The organism is Streptomyces sp. NPDC107581 (assembly GCF_055657175.1).
This window is the reverse complement of sequence record NZ_JBVKBH010000004.1, coordinates 373,242-385,710: the sequence shown is the minus strand read 5'-3', so window position 1 is coordinate 385,710 and position 12,469 is coordinate 373,242. Positions and strand designations below refer to the sequence as shown.

At 69.5% G+C, this 12,469-nt stretch carries 11 protein-coding genes and 2 pseudogenes; 8 read left to right on the top strand and 5 right to left on the bottom strand.

All coding sequences use genetic code 11. The annotated features are described in order from the left end of the window. Positions 1–4 precede the first annotated feature (4 nt). On the bottom strand, positions 5–517 hold the full coding sequence (locus ACZ7P3_RS11705) for a winged helix-turn-helix transcriptional regulator (RefSeq protein ID WP_472080721.1): 513 nt from the start codon (positions 515–517) through the stop codon (positions 5–7). Between the two features lie 103 nt (positions 518–620). On the opposite strand from ACZ7P3_RS11705, the gene ACZ7P3_RS11700 reads away from it, so the two are divergent. From ACZ7P3_RS11700 to ACZ7P3_RS11690, 3 genes are all read left to right on the top strand, one after another. Continuing rightward, positions 621–1,406: an SDR family oxidoreductase gene (locus ACZ7P3_RS11700; protein ID WP_472080720.1), complete on the top strand. Its 786-nt coding sequence runs from the start codon at positions 621–623 to the stop codon at positions 1,404–1,406. A 41-nt stretch (positions 1,407–1,447) separates the two neighbouring features. Beyond that, the gene (locus tag ACZ7P3_RS11695) at positions 1,448–1,807 is read left to right on the top strand and encodes a nuclear transport factor 2 family protein (protein ID WP_472080719.1); all 360 of its coding nucleotides are present in this window, start codon (positions 1,448–1,450) and stop codon (positions 1,805–1,807) included. A gap of 323 nt (positions 1,808–2,130) precedes the next feature. Beyond that, a complete protein-coding gene (locus ACZ7P3_RS11690) occupies positions 2,131–2,892 on the top strand; it encodes an SDR family oxidoreductase (RefSeq protein ID WP_472080718.1) in 762 nt (253 codons plus the stop codon). Here ACZ7P3_RS11690 and ACZ7P3_RS11685 read toward each other — a convergent pair. Then, positions 2,864–3,292 carry an FkbM family methyltransferase gene (locus tag ACZ7P3_RS11685; protein ID WP_472080717.1) on the bottom strand — a complete coding sequence of 143 codons (429 nt, stop codon included), beginning with the start codon at positions 3,290–3,292 and terminating at the stop codon, positions 2,864–2,866. The genes ACZ7P3_RS11690 and ACZ7P3_RS11685 overlap by 29 nt on opposite strands. A gap of 275 nt (positions 3,293–3,567) precedes the next feature. Here ACZ7P3_RS11685 and ACZ7P3_RS11680 point away from each other — a divergent pair, with 275 nt between their 5' ends. The 3 genes from ACZ7P3_RS11680 (at position 3,568) to ACZ7P3_RS11670 (ending at position 7,993) form a co-directional block, all read left to right on the top strand. Beyond that, complete coding sequence (locus ACZ7P3_RS11680; RefSeq protein ID WP_472080716.1) at positions 3,568–3,885, top strand: effector-associated constant component EACC1; 318 nt, start codon at positions 3,568–3,570, stop codon at positions 3,883–3,885. Further along, positions 3,872–5,863, top strand: coding sequence for a caspase, EACC1-associated type (locus ACZ7P3_RS11675; RefSeq protein WP_472080715.1), 1,992 nt, complete (start codon positions 3,872–3,874; stop codon positions 5,861–5,863). The genes ACZ7P3_RS11680 and ACZ7P3_RS11675 overlap by 14 nt, the downstream gene beginning before the upstream one ends. Before the next feature lie 69 nt (positions 5,864–5,932). Continuing rightward, positions 5,933–7,993, top strand: a complete 2,061-nt coding sequence (locus tag ACZ7P3_RS11670) for a WD40 repeat domain-containing serine/threonine protein kinase (RefSeq protein ID WP_472080714.1) — start codon at positions 5,933–5,935, stop codon at positions 7,991–7,993. A 66-nt stretch (positions 7,994–8,059) separates the two neighbouring features. Here ACZ7P3_RS11670 and ACZ7P3_RS11665 read toward each other — a convergent pair. After that, positions 8,060–8,281: pseudogene (locus ACZ7P3_RS11665) on the bottom strand (PaaX family transcriptional regulator C-terminal domain-containing protein); the annotation flags it as partial. Between the two features lie 243 nt (positions 8,282–8,524). Between ACZ7P3_RS11665 and ACZ7P3_RS11660 the strand changes: the two are divergent. After that, positions 8,525–9,036: pseudogene (locus tag ACZ7P3_RS11660) on the top strand (MFS transporter); the annotation flags it as partial. Between the two features lie 49 nt (positions 9,037–9,085). Then, a complete protein-coding gene (locus tag ACZ7P3_RS11655; protein WP_472080713.1) occupies positions 9,086–9,295 on the top strand; it encodes a hypothetical protein in 210 nt (69 codons plus the stop codon). Positions 9,296–9,558: 263 nt separating this feature from the next. Here the strand turns inward: ACZ7P3_RS11655 and exaC are convergent, their stop codons facing one another. Together exaC and ACZ7P3_RS11645 are read right to left on the bottom strand one after the other, a co-directional pair. Then, positions 9,559–11,082, bottom strand: coding sequence for an acetaldehyde dehydrogenase ExaC (gene exaC / locus ACZ7P3_RS11650; RefSeq protein ID WP_472080712.1), 1,524 nt, complete (start codon positions 11,080–11,082; stop codon positions 9,559–9,561). A gap of 56 nt (positions 11,083–11,138) precedes the next feature. After that, a complete protein-coding gene (locus ACZ7P3_RS11645) occupies positions 11,139–12,446 on the bottom strand; it encodes a GAF domain-containing protein (protein ID WP_472080711.1) in 1,308 nt (435 codons plus the stop codon). Positions 12,447–12,469 lie beyond the last annotated feature (23 nt).

The following is a 12,469-nucleotide window of genomic DNA, read 5'->3' as shown; positions in this document are numbered from 1 at the left end:
TGTCCTACGCCCCTGTCGTCGGGGCCGCCGGTCGTTGCTGGGCGTAACGGTTGCGCATGGCGTCGCTGGCGGCAGGGCCCGCCGTGAAGACGTAGGTGTCACTGTCGTCGAGCCGGCGACCGGTCTTGGCGTCGACCACCACGGGCTCGACCTCTTCGCCGCTGCCGGCGTCGACGAGGACCATGCTGCGCTCGTGCGGGGCCAGGCGGGAGTTGCCCCATGCGGCCAGGGCGATCATCACCGGGCGCAGGGAGCGCCCCAGCTCGGTCAGCACGTACTCGTGGCGGACGGGGTTGGTCTGGTAGGGGCGGCGCTCCAGCAGTCCGTCCGTGACGAGGGTCTTCAGGCGGGTGGTGAGCATGCTGGAGGAGATGCCCAGGTTCTCCTGGAACTGGTCGAAGCGGGTGTAGCCGTCGAACGCGTCGTGGAGGAGCAGCAGCGTCCACCACTCGCCCACGTGCTCCACGGTCGTGGACAGCGGGCACTCCCGGTCCTCCAGCCTGATCCTGCTCGCCACGGTGACCAGCTCCTCGGTTGCTGCTAAAGTCGAAGTTACTGGCTTCTATTTTAGCAGCCACGAATGCCGTGGACCATGCCCGCACCCAGGAACGGAACGTGCCGTGACCATCCCCGTCAGCGAATCCCTCGAAGGCCGCCGAGCCCTGGTGACCGGCGGCACCAAGGGCACCGGAGCCGCGATCGCCCGGCGCCTCGCCGAAGCCGGCGCCAACGTGCTCGTCACATCCCGCAGCCGACCCGAGGAGGTGGAGGAGCGGGCATTCATCGCCGCCGATCTGTCCACCAGGGAAGGCGCGACCCGCGTGATCGCCGAAGTGGAAGCACGCCTGGGCGGCGTCGACATCCTGGTCCACACCCTCGGCGGCTCCGAGGCGCCGGCCGGAGGATTCGCGGCGCTCGACGAGGACGACTGGGCCAGGGAGCTCAACACCAACCTGCTCGCCGCCGTCCGCCTCGACCGCGGTCTGCTGCCCGGCATGATCGGGAGCGGCAAGGGCGTGATCCTGCACGTCACCTCGATCCAGCGCCGCATGCCACTGTGGAACGGCACCCTTGCCTACGCGGCGGCCAAAGCGGCACTGACCACCTACAGCAAGGGCCTGTCCAACGAGGTCGCCCCGCACGGAGTCCGCGTCAACACCGTCTCGCCGGGCTTCATCCGGACCGCCGCCGCCGACAGACTGGTCGCCCGGATCGCAACCGAAGCCGACGTCACCCGGGAGGCGGCGCTGGGACGGCTCATGGACTCCCTCGGCGGCATTCCCCTCGGGCGCCCCAACCGGCCCGAAGAGGTCGCCGAACTCGTCGCCTTCCTCGTCTCCGACCGCGCCTCGTCCATCGTCGGCGCCGAACACGTCATCGACGGCGGCACTACCCCCACCGTCTGAACCCCACCACCACTCGCCCCACCACCACGCGAAGGAATGTCATGCACGACGACCAGTCGCACGCCATGGCCGCGGACACACTCCCCGAGGCGATCACCCGCTACCTCAAGGCCCACCGCGCCCACGACACCGCCACCGCGATCACCGCGTTCACCAGCGATGCCACCGTGACCGACGACGGCAACACCTACGAGGGCAAGGCTGCGATCGAGCAGTGGCTGAGCCGGTCCGCCACCGAATTCACCTACACCATCGAACTCACCGGCGCCCAACGGACCGACGCCTCCCACTACACCGCCACGCACCACCTCGAAGGCGACTTCCCCGGCGGCACCGTCGACCTGTACTACCGGTTCACACTCCGCGACCACCTCATCGAACGCCTCGTCATCGCACCCTGACCACACGCCCAAGCCCTCCTGCCGCTTGCGCGACGAGCTCCGCCCACCCTGAGCCGCACACCACGCGCTGCGCCACAACTCGCCGTCACGGACGGTGACTCACCCCTATGGGGGGCGAGTTGAAAGGGCTTCAGCAACGGAACATGGATGAATCTGTTGCGAACCGGCCCGGTGTGTTGGAGTGCGTCACGTTGCGCCCCGAGAATCAGGTGCACGCATGCCGACTCGGCGTTTGCAGCGTTGGCCTGTGACACCCGGCGTCGGCTGGATCTGCAGGAAACCGTTACCGATTTGAACATGCTTCATCTAAAGGAGCGACGACAATGGGCAGGCTGGCGGACAAGAATATCCTTATCACCGGCGGAAGCAGTGGGATCGGGCTGGCCGCGGCGCAGGAATTCGGCAGAGAGGGTGCGCGCGTCGCTATCTGCGGCGTGAATGAGCAGGCGCTGCAGGCAGCCAAGGAGACGCTTGGAGTCGGGAGTCTCGCCGTTCGCGCGGACGTCAGTCATCTCCCCGACCTGGACACGATGTTCGCCACGATCAAGCGGGAGTTCGGACACCTGGACGGTGTGTTCGCCAATGCGGGTCACAGTGAATTCTTGTTGTTCGAAGATGTGACGGAGCAGAGCTTCGACAAGGTGGTGGCCGTCAATTTCAAAGGGGTGTTCTTCACGATTCAAAAGGCCTTGCCACTGCTCAGGCAGGGCTCGTCCGTAATCATCACTTCTTCCGTTGGTGCACACAAGGGGTGGCCGACGACCTCGACCGTCTCGGCCTGCAAGGCCGCGGTCGGTCATCTCGCCCGAATCCTCAGCGCCGAACTCGTGGACCGCGGAATCCGCGTGAATACCCTGAGTCCAGGCCCGACGGACACGGCAATGTTCGGTCGCTTCCCGGGGGAAGAGCAGGGTGAGACAGTCAAGGACATCCTCCGGACCAACAATCCGAGCAAACGGATGGCCGATCCGCTGGAAATCGCGAAACTGGCCGTTTACCTCGCGTCGGACGATTCTGCGTACGTCGTCGGGGCGGACTTCCTGATCGACGGCGGGGTCACGGCCATTTCGGGCGTGGGTGCCTGAGCCTCCCCGTCCACCCTGGTCCGTGCGTCCCAGGTTCTGTGCAGGTGAAGGTGGCGCTGCCCGGTGCCTCGGCCATGCCGTTGTCGAACGGGCGGATGTCCGCCCCGTACAGCCGCGCGTTGCGGGACAGTAGCCCGAACAGTTCAGGGATCGGCTCGAAGGCGTACACCGTGGCACGCGGACAGGTCCGGGCCACGAAGAGCGAGAAGAACCCGATATGCGCGCCCACGTCGAAGACGACTGCGTCCTCCGGCGGGGTGAGCCCGTGCCGGACGTACTCCTCGCGCTGGAAGACCTCCTGGTACAGGAAGTCCATCTCCGACGGGTTGTGCCCGAACAGCGCCGTTCCGTTCGGAGGCCGGTGCGGGGTGAGCCCTTCGGCCTCGCCCGTCGCGGTCATCCGGGCGAACGCACGGACCGGGCCGGCGCGGCCTGTCCGAGGGCACCACGTACCCGGTGAGCCGCCGGTCGCCGGGACGGTCCTCCCGTACCACCACGACGGCCTGGTCGACGGCTGGGTGGTGGGTGGCCGGTGCCCTGCTCACGGTCAGTTGCTCGACGACAGTCGCGTCCGTCTCCTTCGCTTGGGCGCCGCCTCCTGGAATAATCGTCGAGGGACAGCCGTATGCACGACGGAGGGCGGGGGCCAAGGTGCGTGGTGGGGACGGCGGGGCAGTGGAGATCCGGAGTGGGCATCCGGACGATCTCGACGCCGTGTACAACGAGTTGCGTGGCGTGTCCGGGCTCCGTGTGCGGGGCGTGCCGGCCGCGGCGTCCCCCGGTGAACAGGGCTCCGTGCTGGAGTTCGTCACCGTCGCCTGCTCCGGAGGGGCGATCACCATCCTCTTCCAGATCGTCAAGACGCTCGTCGAATCCCGCGGGTCCGGGATCACCTTGACCTTCCGCCGCGGCGAGGACCGCCTGGAGGTCACCGCGAGAAACGTCGACGAGGTGCTGCCCCTGCTCGAGAAACTCTTCGATGACGAGGGCTGATCGCTCCCGCTCGCGGGCCATCCTGATCGGTACTTCCCACTACCGTGACCTGGCGATCAGGCCGCTGCCCGCCGACACCTGCGTCAGCGCCATGGCGGAGCTGCTGACCGGCGACCTGTGTGGCTGGCCGCGCGACCGCATCACGGCGCTGGAGGACATGGACAGCCCGCGGGACGTCGTGATGGAACTCGTCGCGCAGGTACGCGACGTGACCGATGTCCTGCTGGTCTACTACGTGGGCCACGGAATGCGCACCCGGGAAGGGCAGTTGGCGCTCGCCCTGACGGGCACCTCCTCGGATCCGGAGGTGCTCCCGGACTCGGCGCTGCTCTACCCGCGGCTGCTCGAGGTCCTGCGCGGATCGCCGGCCGCCACCAAGCTGGTGGTCCTGGACTGCTGCCATGCCGAACTCGGCCTGGACGCCGACTTCCACTTCCAGTCGGGGGCCGCCGGTCTGACGGACCTCTGGCCGGTCGACGGGCTGTATTTCGTGGGCGCCAGTTCGCGCTACGAGAAGGCCAAGACCCCTCTGGGCGGCCGGCTGACGCACTTCACCCACACCCTGATCGACGTGGTGAGGACCGGGATCCCCGGCAAACCCGCAGAGTTGACTCTACGTCAGATCTTTGTCGAGGCAAGGGCCCGTCTGCTGCGGGCGAAGCTGCCGCAGCCGGTCGACGGCGGCGTGCGCGACGCCCACCGGTTCCCCTTCGCCCGTAACGCCCTCTACGAGGCAACTCCCGGCGACAATGCTCCGGTTGACGAACCTGCCGGGTGGCAGCAGCCCCCAGGCGGCGGCCCGCTCGATCCCCCTGACCCGGACGGGCAGGAGGAGGACAAGGGACATGTGCGCCTCCACGGGCGCCGGGCCTTGCTGTTCGCGGGGATCGGGGTCGCGGCCACCGCCGTAGCCGTTCCGCTGAGCCTGTCCGCTGCCTCCTCGTCCGACGGCAGCACCAAGGGCAAGGGTGCCGAACCCACCGGGCGCCGGGGTTTGCGACCCCACCCCACGCTGTACGCCACGCTTCCCGCAAGCGGAGTGGCCGATGCGGCGTTCAGCCCGGACGGCAAGGTGCTGGCTCTCGGCAACTTCGACGCCACGATCTCGCTCTGGGACATCGCCACCCGCAAGAGCACCGCGACCTTCACCGACTTCACCGATCCATCGTTCCTGGGGGTGAATGCCGTGGCGTTCAGCCCGGACGGTGCGTTCCTGGCCGGCGCCGACAGCAAGGACCCCAGCAAGAACCCCCACTACAACGGCACGATCTCGCTGTGGGAGACGGCTACCCGTAGGCGTGTCGCCACCCTCACCGACCCTGGCGTCGTATCGGTCAACTCGGTCGTCTTCAGCCCCAAGGGAGCGATCCTGGCCAGCGCCAACGGCAACGGCACGATCTCCATCTGGAGCGCTGCCGCCTACACGAAGATCGCCACGCTCAACAATGCCGTGGCCGAGGCGCACACCACGACCAAGGAAGTGAACTCCGTCGTGTTCAGCCCGGACGGCGCGACCCTGGCCAGCTCCAACGTCGCCGGACTGGTCGAACTGTGGGACGGGACCACCTACGCGAAGATCGCCACCCTCGCCGGCTACGAAACGGGCGTGGGCGCCCTGACGTTCAGCCCGGACGGCAAGGTCCTCGCGGGAGCGACCGCCGGCAAGACGGTCCACCTGTGGGACGTCGAGACCCACAAGGAGATCGCCGACCTCACCTATACCGACACGTCGGAGGAAGGCGACGCGGGCACCGTTACCTCGTTGGTTTTCACCCCGGACGGCAGGACACTCATCGGCGGCACGCTGGCAGGGATGGTCATGCTGTGGGACGTCGCCACCCGCAAGATCGTCACCACCCTCGGCAGGTTCACTCTCGCCGGGGGCGGCTCGTCCGTCGTATCCGTCACGCTCAGCCCGGACGGCAAGACCCTGGCCGGTGTCATCGTGGACAAGGTGGACCTGTGGACACTTCACTGACCGCCGGTCGCGGGCGGCGGTGTTGACGGGGCGGACGCCGATCCGTCGCGCCTCTGCCGGGGGAGGAGCATGAGGCGGCTCAGATCGTCGGACCCGGAGATGATCGGGCCGTACCGGTTGTTCGCCGAGTTGGGCAGCGGCGCCCTGGGGCGGGCGTCGCTGGCACGCGCGCCGGACGGGCAGCTGGTCGTCGTCAAGCGGGTGCGCGAGCACTTCCTCGACGAGGACGGCTTCCGTGTGCGGCTCCGCCGCGAGGCGGAGGCCGCTCGCGTGGTGACGGGGGTGCACACCGCAGCGGTCCTCGATGCCGATGCGGACGCACCGGTCCCCTGGCTGGCGACGGAGTTCGTGCCGGGGGTGTCGCTCCGAGAGGCGGTGGACGTCGTCGGAGGGCTGCCCGAGGAGGCGGTGCTCCGCCTGGCCGCCGGGCTGGCTTCCGCGCTGAACGCAATCCATCGGGCGGGTCTGGTCCACCGTGATCTCAAGCCCGCCAACGTCATGCTCGCCTCCGACGGCGCCAAGGTGACCGACTTCCATGTCGCGCGGGCGACGGACGGCGCGGGCGGGAGCGAGCTGACGCCGACCGCCTGGCTGGTCGGTTCGCCAGGATTCATGGCGCCGGAGCAGGTCTCGGAGGGGCGTTGCACCCCGAGAAGCGATGTGTTCTCAATGGGGGCCGTGCTGGTCGCGGCGTGCCTCGGGGAGGGGCCGTTCGCCGGACCCTCGGCACCGCGCACGCTGTACAACGTCGTGCACGCCGAACCGGACCTCGACATGATCCCGGACCGGTTGCGCGGCGTCATCCGGCCGTGCCTGGCCAAGGATCCGGTCCGCCGGCCCACACCCGACCAACTCCTGGAATCCATAGGCGAGATCACGCCATCCGCACAGCCCTGGCCCCCTGCCGTACACATCCTGATCGACAGGCGGAACACCGACCTGGCCCGGTTCCTCGACGCATCACCGGAACCGGTTACCGACCAGGAACCCGACGCAGGGGACGGTGCGAACAAGCGCGATTCCGCCGGCCCGCGAGGCCGGACATGGCACGTGAAACGGCTCGGTGCCCTCGTCGGCCTTGCTGTGCTGCTCACCGGCATCCTGCTCTGGACGCTGTGGCCCTCCCGCCGAGCCGCAGGTGGCGGCGGGCGTCCGGCGACGGCCTCGGCGAGCACCTCCGCCTCGCCGCACGGCAGCGGCTCCCGGCCCGCGACAACGCCCGCCGGCCCTCTGCCCGTCACCCTGTACGGCCACGAGTCCTACATCACGGGCCTGGCGTTCAGCCCGAACGGCCGTACGCTGCTCACGGGAAGCAACGACGGCACCGCGCGGCTGTGGGATCTGGCCGGCCGCCGGCAGGCGGGCCGCCCGTTGGCCGTCGGTCCGCTCGCCGTCAGCGCTGTGGCGTTCAGTCCGGACGGCCGGACGGTGGCCACCGGGAACCTCGACGGCACCGTGCAGCTGTGGGATGCGGCCGGCCACCGGCAGCTCGCCCATCTCCTGACGGTCGGGGCGAACCCCGTCGAGAGCCTGGCGTTCAGCCCGGACGGCCGCACCCTCGCCACCGGGGACGGCCACGGCGACACGCGGCTGTGGGACGTGGCCGACCGAAAGCAGCTCGGCCGACCACTCGGGCGCGCCCCGTTCGCCATCATCAACAGCGTGGTCTTCAGCCCGGACGGCCGCACCCTGGCCACCGGGGACAGCGACGGGGCAGTGCGCCTGTGGGACGTGGCCAGCCATCGGCAACTCGGCCAGCCGATAGGGAAGTTCATCAACACCACCAGCGTGGCGTTCAGCCCCGACGGCCGTACCCTGGCCGCCGGCGACTGGGACCGCACCACCCGCCTGTGGGATGTGGCGAGCCACCGGCAAGTCGCCAAGCTCCCGGACACCTCCGTGGTCACCTCGGTGGCGTTCAGCCCGGACGGCCGCACCTTGGCCACGGTGAACTCCTATCAAGTGCGGTTGTGGGACGTCGCCGGCCACCGACAGACCGGTCAGATCCACAGCGGCGCCGTCACCAGCCCCGAGTGCGTGGCGTTCAGTCCGGACGGCCGCAGCCTCGCCATAGGAGGCGCGGACGACGACGGCGCCGTGCAAGTGTGGGACGTGAAGGGTCTCCGCTGAGGGGCTCGGTCGGGGACCGGGAATTCTCGGGCGGAAGGGTATGTGATCGGGGCCCTCGAGCTCGCTCCGCAGCTCGAAGACGATGTCGGAAGCTCCGAGGCCGGCCCAGTGCTCGGGCAGGCCTTCGGCGGGAAGGCCCGGGTCCGGACAGGGAGGTCGGCGCCGGCTGGTCAGTGTGCGGATGCAGTCGACGAAGGCCATGGCGTCATCGGCCCGCGGCTGCTGGTGCCGTCGGTTCAGGAGCGGCTCGCCCCGATGGAATCGTCGGCCTGAGGCTGCTCGGGCCATCGATTCAGAAGCGGCTCGCACCGTGCGGTCGCCGCCATCGGCTGCCCCCCGGGTCAGTCCGTGTGCTGATGTGGTTCGGACTGCTTGATGCCGCTCTCGGTGAGTGCCGCGCGGGCTGCCTCCAGTAGTTATGTATGGCATCTATTCCTGGTGGCGGGCGAGCCGGGCCTTGCCCTTCCTCCGTCCGGGGTCGACGGCCTTCGCCCGGCAGGCGCGGGACCGCCGACAACACTGGAGCCCCCTGTGGCATCACCACCCACTCCCGCCGAGTCCTCAGCGCCCGCTGAGTCCACGCCATCCCAGCCGCCCGGCCGGCGGCAAGGCGCGTTTCCGAGGCGGTCCACCGCCGGCGCTGGGCCATCCTGGCCGTGCTCTCCTGCAGCCTTCTGGTGGTGATGCTGGACAACTCGATCCTCAGCGTGGAGATGAAGACCATCGCTCAGCCCGCTCCCGCCGGCCTCGGCTCCACCCAGAGCCAGCTGGAGTGGGCGGTCAACTCCTACACGCTGGTCTTCGCCGGACTGCTCTTCACCGCGGGTCTGCTCGGGGACCGGCTCGGCCGCAAGAAGGTGCTGCTGTTCGGCATGCTGGTGTTCGGCGCGGGATCCGCCCTGTCCGCGCTGTCCGACTCCTCCGGGCAACTCATGGCCTTCCGCGGCGTGATGGGCTTCGGCGGTGCCTTCATCCTGCCCGCCGCCCTCGCGATCATCATGAACGTCTTCGAGTGCGAGGAGCAGCCCAGGGCCATCGGCATCTAGACCGGTGTGGTCGGTGTCGCGAGCTCTAGGCCGCCAGGTGTCCTACGTGGACGTGCCGCTGGACCGATGGCAGGCCCAAGGCCTCTCCAGGATGAACTTGCCGCTGCACATCGAACGGCACATCGCCACCATGGCCCAACTGCACCGTGACAACCGCTACGACCGCACGACCGACGGCGTCGAGCGCGTGACGGGCACCGCCCCCCAGTCGATCCACGCGTTCGTGGCAGACCGCCGCGACTTCTGCCTGGGCTGAGCCGCCGGCCAGGGCCGGCCTCGAGGCGAGACAGTCGCGGGGCCGGCCGGCCCCTTGACGAAACAGCGCCGTTGCGGACGGGTTGCCGGCAACAGATGCAAGCAAGAACGGCCGGCCATCGGCCACGACCCAGGGGAGGGCTCACGCGCACTTGAAGCCCGGACAGGGGCGCGAGGTATCGCGTTGATGACGAGGAAAGGCTCCAGTGTCAGGTTGCCTGGAGCGCAACGAAGCCTCCAGGCAACCGACTTCGGGTTCTAGCTCTAGAAGAACCCGAGCTTCTTGGGGCTGTACGAACAGAGAATGTTCTTCGTCTGCTGGTAGTGCTCCAGCATCATCTTGTGCGTCTCGCGGCCGATGCCGGACTGCTTGTAGCCGCCGAACGCCGCATGCGCCGGGTAGGCGTGGTAACAGTTCGTCCACACGCGGCCCGCCTGGATGGCGCGGCCCGCGCGGTAGGCGGTGTTGATGTCCCGCGTCCACACGCCCGCGCCGAGGCCGTACAGCGTGTCGTTCGCGATCTTGATGGCGTCGTCGAAGTCGTTGAACGAAGCCACCGAGACGACCGGACCGAAGATCTCCTCCTGGAAGATCCGCATGCGGTTGTCGCCTTCGAAGATGGTCGGCTGGACGTAGTAGCCGCCCTTCAGCTCGCCGTCGTACTCGACGCGTTCGCCGCCGGTGAGGACCTTGGCGCCCTCCTGCCGGCCGATGTCCAGGTAGGAGAGGATCTTCTCCAGCTGGTCGTTGGAGGCCTGGGCGCCGATCATCGTGTCGGTGTCGAGCGGGTGCCCCGGCTTGATCTGCCGGGTGCGGGCCACGGCCGCCTCGAGGAACTCGGCGTAGTTGCCGCGCTGGACGAGCGCCCGCGAGGGGCAGGTGCAGACCTCGCCCTGGTTCAGCGCGAACATGGTGAAGCCTTCGAGCGCCTTGTCCCGGAAGTCGTCGTCGTGTGCCCAGACGTCGTCGAAGAAGATGTTCGGAGACTTGCCACCCAGTTCCAGGGTGACCGGCTTGATGTTCTCCGAGGCGTACTGCATGATCAGCCGCCCGGTCGTGGTCTCACCGGTGAACGCGATCTTCGCCACCCGCGGGCTGGAGGCCAGCGGCTTGCCCGCCTCCACGCCGAAGCCGTTGACGATGTTCACCACACCCGCCGGCAGCAGGTCGGCGATCAGGCTCATCCAGTAGTGGATGGACGCCGGGGTCTGCTCGGCCGGCTTGAGGACGACCGCGTTGCCCGCCGCGAGCGCCGGAGCGAGCTTCCAGGTCGCCATCAGGATCGGGAAGTTCCACGGAATGATCTGTGCGACGACCCCGAGCGGCTCATGGAAGTGGTACGCCACCGTGTCGTCGTCGATCTCGCCCAGCGAGCCCTCCTGCGCGCGGATGGCGCCCGCGAAGTAGCGGAAGTGGTCGATGGCGAGCGGGATGTCGGCCGCCAGCGTCTCACGTACCGGCTTGCCGTTCTCCCAGCTCTCGGCCACCGCGAGGGGTTCGAGGTGGGCCTCCATCCGATCGGCGATCTTCAGCAGGATGTCGGAACGCTCCGTCACCGACGTACGGCCCCACCCGGGCGCGGCCTCGTGCGCCGCGTCCAGCGCCCGCTCGACGTCCTCCGCCGTGCCGCGCGCGATCTCGGTGAACGGCTGCCCGTTCACCGGCGACGGGTTCTCGAAGTACTGACCGCGTACCGGCGGTACGTAGGCGCCGCCGATGAAGTGGTCGTAGCGCGTCTGGTAGGAGACGATCGCGCCCTCGGTGCCGGGCGCCGCGTAACGGGTCATGCTGGTCTGCCTCCCGGTGAAGCGCTGCCCGCCGTTGGACAGCTCCGGGCGCGAGGCTAGGCGGGCGGACGTTGCAAGTACGTTGCGCCGCCGACCCGTGGAGCGGCCTGGCCGGCCGGCACGGCCAACTCGGCCTCCAGTGCCGCCAGCCGTGCCCGCACCTGTGCCGTGGGCCGCACCGCGGCGAGGGCCCGCCACACATCCAGGTCGTCCTCGCCCCAGGGCGCGTGCGCCCAGTCGGCGAGCAGATCGGGGTCGCCCTGGGCGATCAGGCCCGTGCGCAGCCCGTCGGCCAGGCGGCGCCGGAGCCGCACCACCGCCGGGGCCTGCGAACCCGGCAGCAGCGGGCCGGCGTACGCCTTGGCCGCCGCCGTGAGCGCCCCCGCCTCCAGCCGCCGTTCCACCACGGTGGCGTCGGACTCCACGGCAGTCGTCAGCCGGTACGGCCGTGATAAGAGCAGCCCCGGCCCCAGCAGCCGCCGCAGCCGGGTCAGTTCGGCCCGCAGCGTCACAGGGGTCACCGACTCGTCCGCATACAGTGCGCACAGCAGTTCGTCGCCGGTCAGTCCCTCGGGACGGCGGCCGAGGAGGACGAGGAGCTCGCTGTGCCGACGGCTGAGCCTGACCCGTCGTCCGTCCAGGCGGAGTTCGGCCTCGTCGCGGCCCAGCGCGCTCAGCATGGCCGTGTCCTCGACACACCGCAGTGGGGCGAGCAGCGCGAGCTGCGACTCGGCGGCCCGTGCCACCGCCTGCACGAATCCCAGACTGTGCGGGTGCGCCAGCCCGTCGCCACCGGTGATGTCGACGGCGCCGAGGACCCGGCCGGTGTGCGGATCGTGCACCGGCGCGGCCGCGCACGTCCACGGCTGCACCCGCCGTATGAAGTGCTCCGCCGCGAACACCTGAACCGGTCGGTCCAGAGCGACCGCGGTACCCGGCGCATTGGTCCCGACCGCTGCCTCCGACCAGCGTGCGCCCGGCACGAAGTTCATCCCGTCCGCGCGGCGCCGCGTCGCCGGATGCCCCTCGACCCACAGCAGCCGGCTGTGCGCGTCGCACACCGCGAGCAGATGCTCGCCGTCGGCGGCGAACGTGCCCATCAGCTCCCGGAACAGCGGCATCACCCGCGCCAGCTGGTGCTCGGCCCGATAGGCGCCGAGGTCGCCGTCGGTCAGCTCCACGCTGGCGGTGCCGTCCGGACCCACACCGGCTCGTGCGCTGCGCCGCCACGACTCGGCCACCACGGACCGGACAGGCCGCGGCACCGTGCCCGCCGTGGTGAACGTCTCGTGCGCCCGGCGCAGCACCCGCACTCGCTCGGCGGGGTCGGCCCCCGGCTCGAGGGCCACCCACGGATCCGTCAACTCGCCCTCCCCGGACGGTGAAA

Bases quoted from the DNA above. Each gene is read 5' to 3' on its own strand.
- ACZ7P3_RS11695 (WP_472080719.1), top strand. From the start codon at position 1,448: ATGCACGACGACCAGTCGCACGCCATGGCCGCGGACACACTCCCCGAG.
- ACZ7P3_RS11690 (WP_472080718.1), top strand. From the start codon at position 2,131: ATGGGCAGGCTGGCGGACAAGAATATCCTTATCACCGGCGGAAGCAGT.
- ACZ7P3_RS11685 (WP_472080717.1), bottom strand. From the start codon at position 3,292: ATGACCGCGACGGGCGAGGCCGAAGGGCTCACCCCGCACCGGCCTCCG.
- ACZ7P3_RS11675 (WP_472080715.1), top strand. From the start codon at position 3,872: ATGACGAGGGCTGATCGCTCCCGCTCGCGGGCCATCCTGATCGGTACT.
- ACZ7P3_RS11670 (WP_472080714.1), top strand. From the start codon at position 5,933: ATGAGGCGGCTCAGATCGTCGGACCCGGAGATGATCGGGCCGTACCGG.
- exaC (WP_472080712.1), bottom strand. From the start codon at position 11,082: ATGACCCGTTACGCGGCGCCCGGCACCGAGGGCGCGATCGTCTCCTAC.